At 61.3% G+C, this 16,489-nt stretch carries 17 protein-coding genes and 1 tRNA gene; 10 read left to right on the top strand and 8 right to left on the bottom strand.

Features of this window, described 5'->3' with window-relative positions:
* The first annotated feature begins 284 nt into the window (after positions 1 to 284).
* From ACO07D_RS06350 to ACO07D_RS06330, 5 genes are read left to right on the top strand one after another with little or no spacing between them, the layout of a single operon-like run.
* The gene (locus ACO07D_RS06350; RefSeq protein WP_421702109.1) at positions 285 to 1,994 is read left to right on the top strand and encodes a terminase TerL endonuclease subunit; all 1,710 of its coding nucleotides are present in this window, start codon (positions 285 to 287) and stop codon (positions 1,992 to 1,994) included.
* Complete coding sequence (locus ACO07D_RS06345) at positions 1,985 to 2,323, top strand: HNH endonuclease (RefSeq protein ID WP_421702108.1); 339 nt, start codon at positions 1,985 to 1,987, stop codon at positions 2,321 to 2,323. The genes ACO07D_RS06350 and ACO07D_RS06345 overlap by 10 nt, the downstream gene beginning before the upstream one ends.
* 4 nt (positions 2,324 to 2,327) lie before the next feature.
* On the top strand, positions 2,328 to 3,599 hold the full coding sequence (locus tag ACO07D_RS06340) for a phage major capsid protein (RefSeq protein WP_421702107.1): 1,272 nt from the start codon (positions 2,328 to 2,330) through the stop codon (positions 3,597 to 3,599).
* Positions 3,599 to 4,177, top strand: coding sequence for an HK97 family phage prohead protease (locus ACO07D_RS06335; protein ID WP_421702106.1), 579 nt, complete (start codon positions 3,599 to 3,601; stop codon positions 4,175 to 4,177). The genes ACO07D_RS06340 and ACO07D_RS06335 overlap by 1 nt, the downstream gene beginning before the upstream one ends.
* 2 nt (positions 4,178 to 4,179) lie before the next feature.
* Positions 4,180 to 5,244, top strand: coding sequence for a phage portal protein (locus tag ACO07D_RS06330; protein WP_421702105.1), 1,065 nt, complete (start codon positions 4,180 to 4,182; stop codon positions 5,242 to 5,244).
* A gap of 111 nt (positions 5,245 to 5,355) precedes the next feature.
* Here ACO07D_RS06330 and ACO07D_RS06325 read toward each other — a convergent pair whose 3' ends face one another.
* Together ACO07D_RS06325 and ACO07D_RS06320 are read right to left on the bottom strand one after the other, a co-directional pair.
* Positions 5,356 to 5,580, bottom strand: coding sequence for a hypothetical protein (locus ACO07D_RS06325; protein ID WP_421702104.1), 225 nt, complete (start codon positions 5,578 to 5,580; stop codon positions 5,356 to 5,358).
* Between the two features lie 211 nt (positions 5,581 to 5,791).
* Positions 5,792 to 6,034 carry a helix-turn-helix domain-containing protein gene (locus ACO07D_RS06320; RefSeq protein ID WP_421702103.1) on the bottom strand — a complete coding sequence of 81 codons (243 nt, stop codon included), beginning with the start codon at positions 6,032 to 6,034 and terminating at the stop codon, positions 5,792 to 5,794.
* Between the two features lie 90 nt (positions 6,035 to 6,124).
* On the opposite strand from ACO07D_RS06320, the gene ACO07D_RS06315 reads away from it, so the two are divergent.
* The 3 genes from ACO07D_RS06315 (at position 6,125) to ACO07D_RS06305 (ending at position 8,474) form a co-directional block, all read left to right on the top strand.
* Positions 6,125 to 6,589 carry a hypothetical protein gene (locus ACO07D_RS06315; protein ID WP_421702102.1) on the top strand — a complete coding sequence of 155 codons (465 nt, stop codon included), beginning with the start codon at positions 6,125 to 6,127 and terminating at the stop codon, positions 6,587 to 6,589.
* Positions 6,590 to 6,679: 90 nt separating this feature from the next.
* Positions 6,680 to 7,255: a hypothetical protein gene (locus ACO07D_RS06310; RefSeq protein WP_421702101.1), complete on the top strand. Its 576-nt coding sequence runs from the start codon at positions 6,680 to 6,682 to the stop codon at positions 7,253 to 7,255.
* 190 nt (positions 7,256 to 7,445) lie between these two features.
* Positions 7,446 to 8,474, top strand: coding sequence for a tyrosine-type recombinase/integrase (locus tag ACO07D_RS06305; protein ID WP_421702100.1), 1,029 nt, complete (start codon positions 7,446 to 7,448; stop codon positions 8,472 to 8,474).
* Between the two features lie 82 nt (positions 8,475 to 8,556).
* Here the strand turns inward: ACO07D_RS06305 and ACO07D_RS06300 are convergent.
* From ACO07D_RS06300 to ACO07D_RS06280, 5 genes are all read right to left on the bottom strand, one after another.
* Positions 8,557 to 8,633: transfer RNA gene (locus tag ACO07D_RS06300), tRNA-Arg, on the bottom strand.
* Positions 8,634 to 8,680: 47 nt separating this feature from the next.
* Complete coding sequence (locus ACO07D_RS06295; protein WP_421702099.1) at positions 8,681 to 9,721, bottom strand: LacI family DNA-binding transcriptional regulator; 1,041 nt, start codon at positions 9,719 to 9,721, stop codon at positions 8,681 to 8,683.
* Between the two features lie 152 nt (positions 9,722 to 9,873).
* Entirely contained in the window at positions 9,874 to 10,656 is a 783-nt protein-coding gene (locus ACO07D_RS06290) for a 3'(2'),5'-bisphosphate nucleotidase CysQ (RefSeq protein ID WP_421702098.1), read from the bottom strand.
* The gene (locus tag ACO07D_RS06285) at positions 10,649 to 11,995 is read right to left on the bottom strand and encodes a TldD/PmbA family protein (protein ID WP_421702097.1); all 1,347 of its coding nucleotides are present in this window, start codon (positions 11,993 to 11,995) and stop codon (positions 10,649 to 10,651) included. Before ACO07D_RS06285 ends, ACO07D_RS06290 begins: the two co-directional genes overlap by 8 nt.
* A gap of 102 nt (positions 11,996 to 12,097) precedes the next feature.
* Positions 12,098 to 13,801, bottom strand: coding sequence for a DUF2125 domain-containing protein (locus ACO07D_RS06280; RefSeq protein ID WP_421702096.1), 1,704 nt, complete (start codon positions 13,799 to 13,801; stop codon positions 12,098 to 12,100).
* A 136-nt stretch (positions 13,802 to 13,937) separates the two neighbouring features.
* Here ACO07D_RS06280 and ACO07D_RS06275 point away from each other — a divergent pair, with 136 nt between their 5' ends.
* The gene (locus ACO07D_RS06275; protein WP_421702095.1) at positions 13,938 to 14,690 is read left to right on the top strand and encodes an SDR family oxidoreductase; all 753 of its coding nucleotides are present in this window, start codon (positions 13,938 to 13,940) and stop codon (positions 14,688 to 14,690) included.
* Entirely contained in the window at positions 14,687 to 15,310 is a 624-nt protein-coding gene (locus ACO07D_RS06270; protein WP_421702094.1) for an enoyl-CoA hydratase/isomerase family protein, read from the top strand. Before ACO07D_RS06275 ends, ACO07D_RS06270 begins: the two co-directional genes overlap by 4 nt.
* Before the next feature lie 15 nt (positions 15,311 to 15,325).
* On the opposite strand, the gene ACO07D_RS06265 is transcribed toward ACO07D_RS06270, so the two are convergent.
* Positions 15,326 to 16,387 carry a diguanylate cyclase domain-containing protein gene (locus tag ACO07D_RS06265; RefSeq protein WP_421702093.1) on the bottom strand — a complete coding sequence of 354 codons (1,062 nt, stop codon included), beginning with the start codon at positions 16,385 to 16,387 and terminating at the stop codon, positions 15,326 to 15,328.
* Positions 16,388 to 16,489: the final 102 nt, after the last annotated feature.

Here is a 16,489-nt window from a genome sequence, read left to right as displayed (position 1 = left end):
GCGGGATCACAGGCAAAGGGCAGTCCGCAAGGCTGAGGCCCGATCCCCGGCACCGCACTCAGGTGTCGCAAGCAGCAGCCGACCGACTGGCAGGAGTGCATGACCAGGCGGGCCTAAAGCGATGGACCGGCTCCGTTGAGCAGGACTGACACGCGGAGGGCATGGGGACTGCCACGGCATCCGCTGTGGGCAGTCGTCCTATGCCCTTTGCTCCGAACCTCACCATTGAGCAGCGAGGGTGAGCGCAACGGTTGAAGAAAGAGATGCGCGCAAGAGGACACGCGATGACTGAGACGAAGAAGAAAAAAAGGGAATGGCGTAAAGTGGATGGCTCAAAGCTGCCGCCGCGTCCAAAGCCGTCGCCTGTTTCGTTCACGCAAGCTGATCTCTTCGGAAATGGTCCCAATGCCAGCGATTTTGCAGGCGCGGGGAACCGTGGTCTTGAGTTTTCAATTTTCGCGCCCGGCGGGGAATTGGAAAATTCCACACCCGCCGAAAGAGCTATGCATTTCATGCATGGCCTCTCGATCCCTGAAGGCCCGAACGCAGGAAAACCGATCCAACTGGCGGCATTCCAGCGCCGTTACATTGAGGGCGCGTTGGCGGCAGACACAGCCAATGCCGTTCTCAGCATTGGACGTGGCAATGGCAAATCTGCCATCACAGCGGGGCTTGCTCTGGGCGGGCTGTTGGGGGCCTGGGATAATCAGCCGCGCCGTGAGATTATCGCCGCCGCGCGGACACGGGACCAGGGCCGAATCATTTGGGACTTCGTTGCGGGATTTGCCGCCACTCTTCCCTTGGAAATTCAAAGCAGGCTGATCTATCGGCGCGCACCGAGGCTTGAAATTGAATACACCGGTGATGGTGGCGGGCACGTTCTTCGCGTCATCGCTGCTGACGGCAAGTCCGCCCTCGGCGGTGCACCGACAATGGCCATTCTTGATGAGCGTGGGCATTGGGCGCTGGACCGTGGTGACGAGCTGGAACACGCTCTGTTGTCCGGCCTGGGTAAGCGGTCCGGCCGTGCTTTTCTGATCAGCACCAGCGCAAGCGACGACGCACATCCCTTTTCCAAGTGGATCGATGACCCGTTGCCCGGCACATACGTGCAAGAGCATCGCCCGGCGCCAGGCCTGCCCGCAGATGAGGCTGAAAGCCTGCTGATCGCCAATCCTGGCGCACCTCATGGCATTGGTTCGTCGCTGGAATGGCTTGAAGCCCAAGCTAAACGGGCGATTGCGCGCGGTGGTTCCAGCCTCACGTCCTTCCGGCTCTACAACCGTAATGAACGTGTGTCCGGTGAAGCCCGTGACATGCTGATCACGCTGGATGAGTGGCTGAGCTGCGAGACCGATACTCTGCCTCCCCGTGAAGGAGGCGTTGTGATCGGAATCGACCTCGGCGGTTCCGCCTCGATGACTGCCGCTGCGTTCTACTGGCCTGACACCGGTCGCCTGGAATGTCTCGGCACCTTCCCGTCCATGCCGAGCCTGCTGGATCGAGGACAGTCCGATGGCGTGGCCGGACGCTATGTCGAGATGCAGGATCGTGGCGAGCTGAGTGTTCTTGGTGACAAGACGGTCCCGGTTGCTCCGTGGCTGGTTGAGGTAATGCGCCATGTCGAGGATCAACCGATCCTTGCCCTGACCATGGACCGCTACAAGCAAGCAGAACTTGGGGAAGCCATCGCCCGCGCCGGGATCCGCGCGCCGCTGGTTTGGCGCGGTCAGGGGTTTCGGGATGGGGGTGAAGATGCAGAGCGATTCCGCCGCGCAGCCTTTGACGGTGTGGTGAAAGCCAAACCGTCCCTGCTGCTGCGGTCGGCCTTTGCGGACACGGTATGTCTGCGCGACCCCGCCAATAACATCAAAATCGCCAAAGCCCGGTCTACCGGCCGGATCGACGCCGCCGCTGCATCGGTCCTGGCGGTGGCCCAAGGCGCGCGTATTGCTGCTCAACCCAAAGCCAAAGCGAGGGCGACATGGGTGTGAGACGTGAACACTATCGCCACTCCAAGCGCGTAACGCGGACGAAGAGGTGGAAGGCTTTACGTGCCGAGATCTTGGAGCGTGACGGCTACCGCTGCAGATCTTGCGGCTGCGGAGGGCGACTGGAAGTCGACCACATTAAACCCGTTAGGACGCATCCCGAGTTGTCCTATGCCCAAAGCAACCTGCAGGCGCTTTGCCCCAGTTGCCACACCCGAAAAACACGGATCGAGTGCGGGCACCCCCCGCCCCGAAAGGACCGCCGAGATTGGCGGGAAGCCGTCGAGTCGCTTGAGCGACCCGACAATAAGCCCAATGAGCAGAAAGGATAAAACAATGCTCGAGAGTGTGAAGATCGCGCGGCGGCAAAGCGAAATCCGCCAGAACCTCGCCGAACTGGCAGGGAAGGAGAACCCGACCGAGGATGAAGTTCGCCAGATGGACGAACAGGATCGGGAATACCGTTCCAATGAAACCCGCTATCGTGCGGCGCTGATCGCGGAAGACGCAGAACGGCGCGACGCTGGCGAAGAGCTGGAAACCCGCTCCGACCGTGAATGGTCCGACATGATGGCCGGTTTCGAAATGCGCCAGGTCGCGCTGGCCCTCGATGAGGGGCGCCAGCTGGATGGCCAGACGGCCGAGATCGTGACCGAACTGCGCGAACAGGGCGGCTTCCGGGGCATTCCCGTGCCGTGGCAGGCCCTGGAAGTCCGGGCCGGTGAAACTGTTGCCAGCGGAACCCCGCACCCGGTCCAGACCCGCCCCATCATCGACCGGTTGTTCCCGGACAGTGTTGCGTCACGAATGGGGGCACAGATGATCAGCATCGACGCGGGCGCGGTGGAATGGCCGGTGACCACCTCGGGCGTTACGGCAGGCTGGGCGGATGGCGAAACGGCTAATGTGGCCGGGCCGACCACCTATGCCACCACCGACCGCGCCATGTCGCCGGACCACAACCTCGGCATTCAGATGCGCATCACCCGCAAGACGCTGAAACAGTCCGGCGCGGCGCTGGAGCAGGCAGTGCGGCGTGACATGAGCGGGGCCATGGGCGCCGCGATGGATCAGGCAGCATTCCTGGGCACCGGGGCCAATGGCCAGCCGCTTGGTGTCATCACCGGCGCGGCGACCTATGGTATTACCACTACGCCCGTGGATGCGCTGGCCATCTGGGGCGCGTTCCGCTCGGCTGTCACCCGGTTCATGACCGCGAATGCCGCCGGTTCGCCGGATGCAGTGCGGGCGCTGATCCGGCCTGAGTTGTGGGATTATCTGGACAGCGTCCTAATCAGCGGCACCGCCGTATCGGAATGGGACCGACTGGTGAAGAACATTCCTGGTGGCAACATCGCCATGACGAACAACGCTCTGGCGGCGCCTTCCGGCTCGCCCTCGGCCACTTCGTCCCTGCTGACCACGGCGGCGGGCGGTGTGGCTCCGATCTTCGTCGGTGCATGGGGCGCAGTAGACGTGATCCGCGACCCCTACAGCGACGCTCAGTCCGGCGGGCTACGGATCACGGCGCTGGCCACGATGGATGTGACCGTGGCGCGCCCGGCCCAGCTCGAACTGCTGACCGGCCTCGAACTGGAAGCTGCGTAATGCTCTGGGGCGCTCATGTTGGCAGCCTGGAGCTGCGCACCGAGGGCGGGGAAACCCGCCTTCGGGCAATCTTTCCCTATGGCCGGGAAACCGTTCTGGCCGAGCGCGTAGGCATGGGGCGTGAGCGTCGTGAGATGATCGCAGCCCGTGCTTTCGCGGATCGGTTGGAACGCGGCGAGGATGTGCATTTTCTGTCCGGCCATGACTTCAACAAGCCGCTGGCCTCACGTTCGGCCGGCACCCTGAACCTGACGGAGTCGGATGAAGCCCTGACCATGGAAGCGACGATCAGCGCCAACATGTGTCAAGTCAGCTATGTCCGGGACTTCCTAAGCGCTCACGCGGCCGGGCTGGTGCGCGGCCTTTCCCCGGGCTTCCGTGTCCGGCCCGGTGGCGAGACGGTCGAGGAACGCGGCAACGCGATCCTGCGGACCGTCAAGGCGGCTGACCTGATCGAAATCAGCGCGGTCACGAAACCGGCCTATCCCGAAGCCCAGATCGAGGCTCGGAACTGGCAACCCGTTGGCGAGGTGGCAAAGTGCCTGACGCACCGCCCCGCCGCGATCCGGTGGAGGTGACCATGCTCGGATGGCTCATGAACAAGCTGCGCCCGATCGAGGAGCGATCCAGCGGTGCAGGATACACCGCCCAGGTCATTGCGGCACGTGACAGCTTCATCAGCGGCCGCCGCGGCGTAGCTGAGCTGACGGCAACAGTGCAGAGCTGCGTCAGCCTGTGGGAAGGCGGGTTCGCAATGGCGGACGTGTCCGGCACTGAGCTGCTGACCCGCCAGACTATGGCAATGATTGCCCGCTCGGCGGCTCTAAATGGCGAGGCGGTCTATCTGATCACCGAGCTGGGGCTTGTCCCGGCGACGGATTGGGATCTGACCACCCGAGACGGCAAGCCGCGTGCCTATCGCCTTTCGATCCCTGAAGCGGGGGGAGGGCGTACTGTGACTGCCCTAGCGGCCGAAGTGCTGCACTTGCGGATCGGCACCGACGCCCTAACACCATGGATCGGCACGGCACCGTTGCGCCGATCCAGTCTAACAGGGGCGATGCTCCATGCGGTGGAATCGGCCCTTGGCGAGACTTTCGAGAATGCCCCGCTTGGGTCTCAGATTGTCCCTCTACCGGACACCGGGGCCGAGGATGTGGCCTCCATGCGCGGTGCATTCCGTGGTCGGCGTGGATCCACGTTGGTGATCGAAGGTGTGGCGCAGGCGACAGCGGCCGGGATGAACCCTCAGATCGGGCAAAAGCCGGATCAGCTTTCCCCGGACCTGTCCCGCAGCATGACGGCCGAGACGCTGGCAGCGGCCCGCGAGGGTATCCTTATGGCCTATGGTGTCCTGCCGTCGTTGCTGAACCGTGCGGCCACTGGCCCAGTGATCCGCGAGGCGCAACGCCAACTCTGTACGTGGACGTTGCAGCCCGTGGCTGAACTCCTCGCTGAGGAAGCACGCCAGAAGCTTGGAGTGGAGGTCGAGATCGATACTCTGCGCCCGCTTCAGGCTTTTGATGCCGGGGGCAGGGCTCGGGCACTTTCAGCAATCATCAAGGCGGTGGCCGAAGCCAAGGAAGCGGAGATCCCGCCCGATGCCGTGGCCGGGGCAATGCGCATGGTTGATTGGAAGGAATAAGGGAGGTTGTCCCCTGGCAATTGGGTAGCCAAAGACAACCCCGTTAGTCGGTCAGTGGGTAAACCCCGACAGCGCGCGGCCCTAACCTCCGGTGGGCGTGGCGCGCAATTTCTATTCGAATAACACAGCGCCTTTTCCAGCATTGCCGATGCGGATCATGTTGTCAGCGGATAGTGCTGAACTGTTTTCGATAACAATCCGTGCTTGTTTGCTGCTTGCTGCATTTGCAATTCGAAGGAGATTGTCCACTGAAAAGGCAAGGGCATCAAGTCTAAGCCCTCCTCCGGCATTGGCTACTCGAATCAGATTGTTTACCTGCAAGTGTTTGATAGTCATCATTTTCTCCAAACTGTTTAGGTGTCATTAGTCTTTTTCAACAAACTGATCGGGAACACGTTCCCAAGTCGAACACCTTCTGTACGCTTGCCTCAGGAACGTTTTGTAGAGGCGGTTCCGGTCAATCGGTACGCCGGGGTAGTGCTCTCGAACCGTGGCCTCCAGCGCTTTTTTGAGTTCGTGATCCAAATGATACAAAACGTCTTCAACTTTAATTCGGGCCATTTCTTCCACCTTTCTTCATACGCACTCCGGCGCCTCCGCCATTCTCAGCGATAAACTCGACGCCCGCATTTTCTAATGCTGTCCGTATATTCTCTAAGGTTGTTTCCTTCAATTCCTCCCCGCGCTCAAGGCGACTTACTGTCGCTTGGGCGACATTTGCGAGCTTAGCCAAATCACGCACACCGAGACCAAGGGCTGCGCGTGCCATTTTGCATTGGGTGGCATTCATTTTGATAACCCTGTTGTTATTTTCTATTTGACTAGTGAGGGGCATATTTTATAACGGGGTTATATTTAGACCAGCCACGAGGAACTGACAATGTCCAATGAACGCGCCTGCGCGAGCGAAGTCTCTTTGTCTAACGACCCCATTTCGGATTGGGAAAACGAAAGAAGTAATGGGTTTGCTCTGTGCTCCGACAGGACCTTCAGGAGGGAAATGGAGAGAGTACAATCGCTGCGAGAGCAACATAGAAGGTACATCGAAAGCCTTCCAAAAGAGCCTATGCAAGCAATAAACGCCGCTACTCAACTCCTTCACCCCGGTGGGGAAGCTTATCCCACGGGAATAGAGGAGGCGTTGCACTTCTCCTATGCTCTGGAAGCGCTAATTAAGGACGCTAATACTGATTACCCCGGCCGAACTAGAGACGCAGCTTTGTATCTCGCGGATCGGTTGACTTTCGCGATGCATCAAGCTGTCGAGAGAGTTGATCGGGTGTCCGACTTACTTGGCAATGCAATTCGAGCAACCAAAGAGGAAGATCCGAACGCCACCGCTTGAGGTGGGTAGGTAGATGTTTTGATCCAAGTTGAATTAAAGTGTTGCAGCTCCGACACCTTTGATCTAACTTGGATCAAAATGGAGTCGATCATGATCCTCGGTCAAAAATTCACACTCGCACGAATTGCAAGTGTAGTGGGCAAGAACCCCGCTACGCTTCGCACTCACATAAATCGAGGGTTGGTGACAGCTCAGGGGCCACGAAACATCAATGGGGACAAGCCTGCGGGGAAGCACTCTCGTTTCAGCTTTTTTACTCTGATGGAATTTGCAATGGCCTATCATCTCTATGATGAAATGGGTCTGCAGCTCGATAGGTCGTTTGAACACGCACGGCACTTTTCGCATGTTTCAGGTGGTGGTCGCGCTTTTGATCTGCCAGTTCGCCATGGGGCCCTGCCATTCCACCACGAGCATGGGCATACGTTGTGGGGCATTGCAGGCGACCGTTCGTTTGAAATTCCTACGGACAGCGATCCTGGCAAGAACCTTTACGTCATGATGCGGTACTACCTGAACTCGGATGACTTCATTCTGATCAACGCCAGCAAGGTGTTTGAGCAAGTGTGCGGTGCGCTTGGTTTGCACCCACTTGAGGCACTGGACGAAGTCTATGGAGATGACGACGAAGACAACAATCCGGCATGGCCAGAGGCGGTTGAGTAGTCATGTCACGTCCCTCTGCTCCTTCCATGCCTACTGAACGCCAGGTGATCGAGGCACACAAAGCTGTGACTGCGCTACATCCCAAGGCGCGGATTAAGTGTGTGGGGCCAGATGGCGTCCAATTCGACTACCCTGACCAAGGTGACGCACCGACCGAATGGCAGAATCGTCCGTTTTCGGCGGAGGGAACATGAAGAAGATCCCTCACCTTAAAAGCCGCCGCCGTCGCAAGACCGGACGTTGGGCGCATTACTACCGGCGCTTTGATCGCGCGAAAGGCAAAGAGGTGGAAATCAGCCTCGGTGTTCATGGTCTGCATCCCACTGACCCGAAGGTACTGGCTGCATGGGCTGCGGAACATGCACGTTGGCAAGACATGCCGCCGGGTGTCGATACTCCGAAGGCAGAGACTTTTGGATGGGCGCTCGACCTCTATACGTCAGGCAATGACAAGTGGGCGAAATACTCAGAGGAAACGAAGAAATCCCGACTGGCCATTTTTGCACGCTACAGGAAGGCCCAAGGCGCCCGCCCGATTAAGACGATTACAAGTGAAGCGATTGAACGCGCACTGTATGCCAAAGGCGGACATGCTGCTGTGAACGAGTATAAGGCGCTCAAGCCGGTCTTTGAACATCTGCGTCGCCTGGGCTTCATCGCGAAGAATCCGTTGGCCGGGATCGAGTTGGATAGGCCTCAAATCCAAGGCTTCCCCGTTGCCGATGCTGACGGCATTGCAGCGTTTCAAGATCGGTGGCCCGTCGGAACTCTTGAGCGACTTGTGTTTGATCTAGCGCTCTATACCGGCGCAGCGCGTGGCGACCTTGCCAGGCTTGGCCGCAGAAACATCAAGGACGACTTGCTTGTGTATGAACGACACAAGAGCAGGGTTACGGCCTACGTTCCTTTAACCCGAGAATTGCGTGCAGTGATCGCACGAACACCTGACATTGCACCAACTTTCATTCTCAACAGCTTCGGTCGTCCTTTTGCAAAGGAAAGCCTTGGCAATTTGTTTGGAGATGCAGCCCGTAAAGCTGGAATGTCCGCCCGCCTGCATGGTTTGCGCAAGGCGTTCTGCACGTATTGGGCTGAACAAGGGAAAAGCACCCACGAAATCGCGGCAATGGCTGGTCACATGAGCCTTTCTGAAGTGGAGCGCTACACCCGCGCCGCTGATCGGGAACGCATGGTCAAACTTCTTGTGGGGGTCGCATGAAACGGGACACGCAAACCCAAAAGCGGGACACGCCTTCGCAAGTACCTGATTTTAAGTGTGAAAATATCACATTTAGCGAAAATGGCGACCCCGATAGGATTCGAACCTATAACCTGCCCCTTAGGAGGGGGCTGCTCTATCCAGTTGAGCCACGGGGCCGTCCTGTCCGACATAATTTGCCGGAGGGGGGATGTCTACGGGCTTGTCTACCTGCGCTTGAGCGTGTCGCCGGGCTCGATCTTGGGGCTGAGTTCGATGCGCTCACCGCCACCGGTGCCTTCCTCGGCCTCGGCCCGGGCGGCAATGATCTGGGCAGCGGCGCGGCCGATCTCGGACCGGCAGGCATCCATGGTGGCCAGTTTACGCGGCAACCCGTCCAGCAGCTCGACCCCGTTGAACCCCGCCAGGCCAACCTGGCCGGGCACGTCGATACCCTTGTCGAGGCAGTAGAGCAATCCGCCCGCCCCGATCATGTCGTTGGAATAGTAGAGGAAATCAAGCTCCGGGTTGCGTGTCAGCATGGCCTCGGTCATCTCACGCCCCTTGGCCAGTGCCGAGCCGCCCTCGTAAAATTCCTGATCCATGATCTCGATGCCTTCCTTGGCCAGCGCCTCGGTGAAGCCCTCGAACCGTTTGCGGGCGCGGTGGTCCAGCGGCATCTTGGTGCCCAGGAAGCCGATGTTGCGGTAACCCGCCTTCAGGATTGCCTTGGCCATCTTGCGGCCTGCACGACGGTGTGAGATGCCCACGGCGGCGTCGATCGCGTGGCCGTCGGTGTCCATGATCTCGACCACAGGAATGCCAGCGGCTTTCAGCATGGCCTTCGACGCGTCCGAGTGCTCCAGCCCGGCGATGATCACGCCTGAAGGCCGCCAGGACAGCATTTCATACAGAACCTTTTCCTCGCGCTCTGGTTTGTAGTTGGTGACGCCCACCACCGGTTGCAGCGGGGTTTCATCCAGCACTTCAGAGATGCCGGTCATGACCTCTGGGAACACCATGTTCGAAAGCGACGGGATGATCACGGCGACGAGGTTGACGCGTTGGCTTGCCAAGGCGCCTGCGATCTTGTTTGGCACATAGCCCAAAGATTTCGCGGCGTGCAGCACCTTTTCGCGCGTGGCCTCCGATACGTCCCCCCTGTTGCGCAGCACGCGGCTGACGGTCATTTCGCTGACACCTGAGGCTTCGGAAACGTCACGCAGGGTCAGAGGACGGCGGGGGGGCGTTGGGGCTTGGTCGGTCACGCGCATCTCTTTCTGTTACTGTCCCTTACTTGTTAGCGGTAATTTGGCCCTTGTCCAAGGGTGAAGAAAACAATATGTTTGCGCTAACAGCATCCCGAACCGCAAGGATTCGGCAAAAGGGGGACCGGTGGGCCAAAACCGTCCCCCTTTTCTTATGGCTGCGGCTGCAGCCTGCCCACGATGTGCGGTTGCACGGCCCCACCTGCGACAACGCCCCGCAGGCGCGGGTCTTCGCGGTTGAAGACCAGCGGCGCGCCGGTCTGGTCGGTGACGCGCCCGCCCGCTTCCGTGACGATCAACGCACCGGCAGCCACGTCCCACTCCCAGGTCGGGCGCAGGGTCAGCATGGCGTCGAACTTGCCCTCGCCAACCAGAGCCAGGCGATAGGCCAGCGACGAGCGGAAGTTGCGTTTCATCCTCGGCACCTGGGCGTCCTTCCAGCGCCAGGGCTCGAACGTGGGTTTGGCGGCCAGCACTTGGGCACCGGTTAGCCCCAAGCGGTCCGAGGCCGTCAGTTTCCAGCCGTTCAGCGTGGCGCCCATACTCCTGGCGGCGCAGTAGAGCTTGTCGCGCATCGGCAGGTAGATCGCGGCGGCGGTCACCTGGCCCTGGGTCACCACGGCGAGGCTCAGCGCCCAATGCGGCGCGCCCTCGATAAAGGCGCGGGTGCCGTCGATCGGGTCGACGATGAAGCAGCGTTCCATCGACAGGCGGGCGGGGTTGTCCTCGGTCTCTTCGGACAGCCACCCGTAGGTGGGCCGGGCTTGTGTTAGTTCGCGGCGGAGCAGCGTGTCCACGGCGATGTCGGCCTCGGTCACCGGGCCCTGGCCGTCGTCCTTCTCCCACACCTCGGGGTCGCGTTCGAAGTGGTGACGGGCCAATGCACCCGCCTCCTTGGCGGCCTCGGCCAGAAGGGTCAGGTCGTCGTCATGCACCGGCCAAGGTCATCCCGTCTACCAGCAGCGAAGGCACCTGGCGCGAGTGGTGCGCCTTGGCGTCGTTTGCCGGGGTGATCCGCATGAGCATGTCCAGAAGGTTGCCCGCGATGGTGCATTCGTTGACCGGGTAGGTAATCTCGCCGTTTTCGACCCAGAAGCCCGAGGCGCCGCGCGAATAATCCCCGGTGGTCGGGTTGATGGTCGAACCGATCATCGAGGTGACCAGCAGGCCGGTGCCCATCTGGGCAAGCAGCTCGTCGCGGGTGGAGTCGCCCGGCGTCAGCGTCACGTTTGAGGTGGCAGGCGAGGGCGGCGCGCTGGTGCCGCGCGCGGCGTTGGCGGTGCTTTGCAGCCCCAGCTGGCGTGCGGTGGCCAGGTCCAGCGTCCAGCCCGTCAGGATGCCGTTTTCAACGATGGCGCGGCGGGCGGTGGGCAGGCCTTCACCGTCGAAAGGCCGCGAGCCACCGATACGGGCGCGATGTGGGTCTTCGACAATTGACAGATGCGCAGGCAGGACCTGTTCACCCAGTTTCTCACGCAGCCAGGAGGCGCCGCGCACGATACTGGACCCGTTCGAGGCACCCAGAAGGTGGCCGATCAGTGAGCCCGAGATACGTTCATCGAACAGTACCGGAAAGGCACCGGTTGGCGGTTGTTTGGCGCCGATGCGGGCGGCAGTGCGTTCGCCGGCCTCTTGTCCGATCTCCTCGGGGCTGGGCAGGTCGGCCTGGAAGGTGCGGCCTTCACCGGCCCAGTCGCGCTCCATGGTGGCCCCTTCGCCACTGATCGCTGCCAGGGACAGGGATCGTGACGTGCGGGCATAACCGCCCGAAAATCCGTTGGAGGTGGCGAGGTGAATGGCGTTTTCGCCATAGCCGGTCGAGGTGCTTTGCACCTGGGTCACGCCATCCACAGCCAGGGCGGCGGCCTCGGCGCGGCGGGCGTGATCTTCCAACTCGGCAGGATCGGGATCGGCCATGGGATCGGCCAGCTCCAGCGCGTCCAGATCCCAGGAGGTCGCGAGCTGATCCACATCGGCAAGGCCGATATAGGGATCCTCGGGCGCCTCACGTGCCATGGCCACGGCGCGTTCGGCCATGGTTTCAATGGTCGAGGCCGAGACGTCAGATGCCGAGACGCAGGCCTGGCGCTGACCCAGCATGACCCGCAGCCCGATATCAACGCCCTCGGAGCGTTCGGCGTGCTCCAGCTTGCCCTTCAGCACGTCGATCGACACCGAGGTGCCACGCACGGCAAGCGCGTCGGCCTGGTCGGCCCCGGCGTTGCGGGCGGCGTCCAGAAGCTGTTCGGTCAGGGCAGAAAGGCTGGCGGTCATGATGGTCCCGTGTGGCTGTGGTCTGTCCGAGGTAACCGTCCAGGTCCCCTCATGCAAGACGGCGGGCCAATTGACCCGCCGCCTTTCGTTCTGCCGCCGCCCTTATTGCAGGCGCTGGCCGTTGGCGCTGATGGACCCGTCAGATTTGACTTCGAGGGTCGAGGTCAGCGTGTCATCCTCGCCCTCAACCGGGCTGGTGAAGATGCCCAGCATCATGCGAATTCCCAGGGCCTCGTCCTCCGGGATCAGGCCCATGTCGATCAGCGTGGTCAGCAGGGTGTTGCCACCTGTCAGTTTGAGCGCAACCGATCCGTCGGGGGCAGGCAGCCCGTCGAAGGTCTCCAGATCATCATTGTTGAAGGTAAAGTCACCGGTGCCGGTCAGCTCGGCCCCGGCCAGTTTCAGCTGCAGGTCGTTCAGGGTCAGCGCGTGCAGTTCGGCGGGCACCTCGTCGGAGTCGTCCAGTTCTGCCTGAACGGCCGGATCCATGATATTCACCAACCAATTGGCCTTGCCCGCCAGGTCCACCACCAGGGTGGCCGGGTCGTGCGGCACGGCGCCGGTCGGGTCGATCAGCATCCAGAGGAGGTCATCGACCGCCAGGTCGCGCAGGCTGAGTTTCAGGCCAAAGTCCTGCGGCATGTCGGATTGCATGATCGGCATGGTAAAGCCCATGCCGAATTCCGTTGCTTTCAGGCTGATTGGGAAGGGGATTTCGCTGCCCTGGACCGCGTAATCGACGTCGCGGCTGGCGCCGTCGATATGCAGGCCGGCAGGCCCCATCGCCAGGGCGAATTCACCACCGCTGCTGCCGGAGGTGCCGCTCACCAGCTCGCCATCAACCTGGAAGTTGAAGCTGCTGTTGCTGGCCCCAATCTGTGCGGAGCCTTTCATGTCGAAACCGGCGGCCATATTCGCGGCCATGTCAATCGGATCCCAATCCAGCGGGAAGGTGCCATCGAACCCTGCGGTCAGATTGGCCCATTCGCCGTTCATCTGGATGTTGCCCTCTTCCTCGGGGATGATCACAGACAGGTCATAGGAGGTTGCCCCCATGTCGTAGGTGGTATCGAACTGATAGGTCGTGTCGGTCGTTACCATGCGCGTGACGGTGCCGGGATTGGCGATTTTCAGGTTGAACTGTGCGTTTCCAATCGCTTCGCCGTCCACCTCGACGCTGTCCAGGTTCATGCTGGCCAGAACTGCGCCATAGGTGGTGGTCATGTCGTCTGCCGAGCCCGAGATCACCACCGAGGGGCTGTCATGGGTAAGCGACAGTACAAAGCGGATGTGTTCCCCTTCGCCGGACATGGTGTCGGACATGGCATCTCCGGTGTCCGTGGCCATGTCGTCCCCGACCGCGCTATCGTCATCCCCCTTCTTGTCATCGTCCTTCATCGCCCCCTGATCCATGGACTGGGCTTCCATATCATCGGTGGCGTCCGTGTCATCGTCCATGTCGCTGGCGATGCCGGGTTCGACAATGTCGAACGTCAGGACCATCGGTTCCACCCAGGACAGCGAAACCGTGCCATCCGCCTGGTCGGTCAGGGTCCAGCCGGACATCGACATGGTCACGTCCGGCTCCCCTTCCATGCCTTCGGGGCTGGTAAACACCATGTCGGTCAGGGTGACGCCCGTGTCGGTGACCGTTTCGGTGGCCGACATCGAAATCCCCTGCACCTCGTAATAGGCGCGCATCTTATCCCAGACCTCTTGGCTGGTGATGTCTGCGAAGGCAGCGGACCCGGCGCAGGCAAGGGCCAGGGCCGAACAGGAGAACAGGGAAGCGTGTTTGGGTTTCATCAAAGCACCTCTGGCAAAAAACTCCCTTTGAATGTCGGGGCAAAGCGGGCGGCGTTCAACCCCCAAACTGGTTTCAAACCGGGTGGAAACCGGTCCAGTGCTGGGTTAGGTCTGAGGAAAGGGAAGGATGGACGACATGATCGACATGACAGGCAAGACGGTACTGATTACCGGGGCCAGCCGGGGCATCGGTGAGGCGGCTGCGCACATATTTTCAGGCGCCGGGGCCAATGTGGTCCTGCTGGCGCGCGGTGCGCAGCAGATCGAGGCAATCGCCGCCGAGATCGGCGAAAAGGCGCTCGCCGTGCCCTGTGACGTGGCCGATTGGAACAGCATCAAGGCGGCCGTGGATGCGGCGGTGGCGCGGTTTGGCGGTGTTGACGTGCTGATCAACAATGCCGGTGTGATCGAACCTATCGCCTCGCTGATGGACAGCGACCCGACCGAATGGGGCCGGGTGATCGATATCAACACCAAGGGCGTCTACTACGGCTTGCGCGCGGTGATGCCCTTGATGGCCGCCAAGGGTGGGTCGATCCTGACGATCAGCTCGGGCGCGGCGCATAACGCGCTTGAGGGGTGGAGCCATTACTGCACCTCGAAGGCCGCCGTGCACATGCTGACCAAATGTGCCCACAAGGAAGCTGCAGGTCGGGGGATCCGTGCCATGGGGCTGTCTCCGGGCACCGTGGCCACCAAGATGCAGAGGGAAATCAAGTCGTCGGGTGTGAACCCGGTGGCCGCTTTGGATTGGTCCGAACACATTCCACCTGAATGGGTGGCGCGGGCGCTGCTGTGGATGTGTACGCCGGATGCGGACGAGTTCCTGGGAGAGGAGATCTCGCTCCGTGACGAGGGCATCCGTGAACGCGCGCAGGTGCGTGGATGATCGACCTGACAAAGGATGACGGGCTTTGGGTCGCGACGATCAACCGCCCCGACAAGGCCAATTCGCTGACCCGTGCGATGTTGACCGAACTGGCCGATATCGCCGAAGCCGCAGTCGGTGAAGCGCGTGTGCTGGTGCTGACCGGCACGGGGCGCGTGTTTTCCGCCGGGGCCGATCTGGACGAGGCGCGTGCAGGCCTGGCCACCGATCCGGTCTGGGAGCGCCTGTCCGGCGCCTTGGCCGCCGCACCCTGCCTGACCATCGCCGCGCTCAATGGCACGCTGGCCGGTGGGGCGTTTGGCATGGCGCTGGCTTGTGATTTGCGTATTGCCGTGCCCAGCGCCAAGTTCTTCTATCCGGTAATGAAACTGGGCTTCCTGCCGCAGCCCTCCGACCCGGCGCGGCTGGCCGCACTGGTCGGCCCTGCGCGGGCCAAGATGATCCTGATGGCCGGGCAGAAGATCGAGGCGCACGAGGCGCTGGCCTGGGGGCTGGTGGACCGAGTGGTGGAGGGCGACGCGTTGATGCGGACCGCGCTGGATCTCAGCGCTGACGCGCGTGGTGCCACCGCGGACCATGTGGCGGGGATCAAGGCTTTGGTGCCAATGACAACTGGTTGAGCGCGCTAGGCTGGCTCAACTGCACAGCTGCGAGCCCTGCACGCCTTTTTCCTCGTACATGGCCCGATCCGCTGCTGCGAGCAGTCCGCAGGCGTCTGGATAGGCCCCGGGTGCTGCGGTCGAGATGCCGAAGCTGAACCCGACACGGTGGTGGTTTTCCCGATGAAGGGCTGCACGCAAGGCTTCCGTCAGCCGCAGCACTTCGGCCCGCGCTGCCCCTGCGTCCAGGCCCGGTAGCAAAAGGCAGAACTCATCCCCGCCATAGCGGAACCCCATCTGTTCGGGCGTCATGCGGCTGTTCAGCACCTGGCCGATCAGCTCCAGAATGCGGTCGCCCTCCTGATGACCATGGGCATCATTGACCGATTTGAAGTCGTCCAGATCGATGAAGGCCAGCGACAATATGCCGCCCGTACGGGCCGCTTCTTTCAGGAGCTGTTCCAGCTGAGTGACGAAGGCGCGGCGATTCCACAGGTTGGTTAGGTGGTCGGTCTGGGCCAGGCGCTCGATCTCGGCGGTGCGCTCGGCCACGGTCATCTCGACCACCCGCGCCACGTCGGGTCCCTGGGCCGCATCCTGCGAAGCGCCTGCGCGCGCATGGTCGATGAAACTGTCGATCGCCAGCTGGATGTCGAGCATGACCAGCTTGTGCAGCCCTTCCAGCAGCAGCTCACTCTGCGGCTGCTTGCGCAGTTCCCCGGCCAACAGCGTTTCCATCTTGTGCAGCGCCGAGACATAGAGGCGCACGGGCACGCCAACCGCGCCGTGAATGCGCCCGATGCGCAAGCGTGCGTTCATGTATGCGCGGTTGTAGCAGCCGCCGAAGAAGCCCAGCACATAGCTCCGTGTCACACGCTTCAGGTTTTCCAGCGAGTTGTTGTTCTCGATGATTTCAGCAATGGCCGGGACGCTCATCTGGCTGTCAAAGAATTGCTCGACCACCTCGCCGACAATGGTTTCAGCATAGGGCTGTGCGACCCGAAGAGCTTCCTGGTGGGCGCGAGTCAGGCCCAAGAGAGCCTTTCGATCTTCTATATCTTCGTCCGCAAATGCGACCGGTTGGGCAAGGGCAATCATGCAGTCCACCCCGGCCCCATCCCCGAGGCCGCCTTAGTGTTCTTGAATTCGAATGGACGCACCAAAACGATGAATCGTTAACAAAAGGTTAATTGTCGCTGA

The sequence above is a fragment of the Aliiroseovarius sp. genome (assembly GCF_965228805.1).
Classification (GTDB): Bacteria; Pseudomonadota; Alphaproteobacteria; order Rhodobacterales; family Rhodobacteraceae; genus JASBTN01.
The sequence above is the reverse complement of the archived record's forward strand: the minus strand, read 5'-3'. Positions and strand labels throughout refer to the sequence as shown.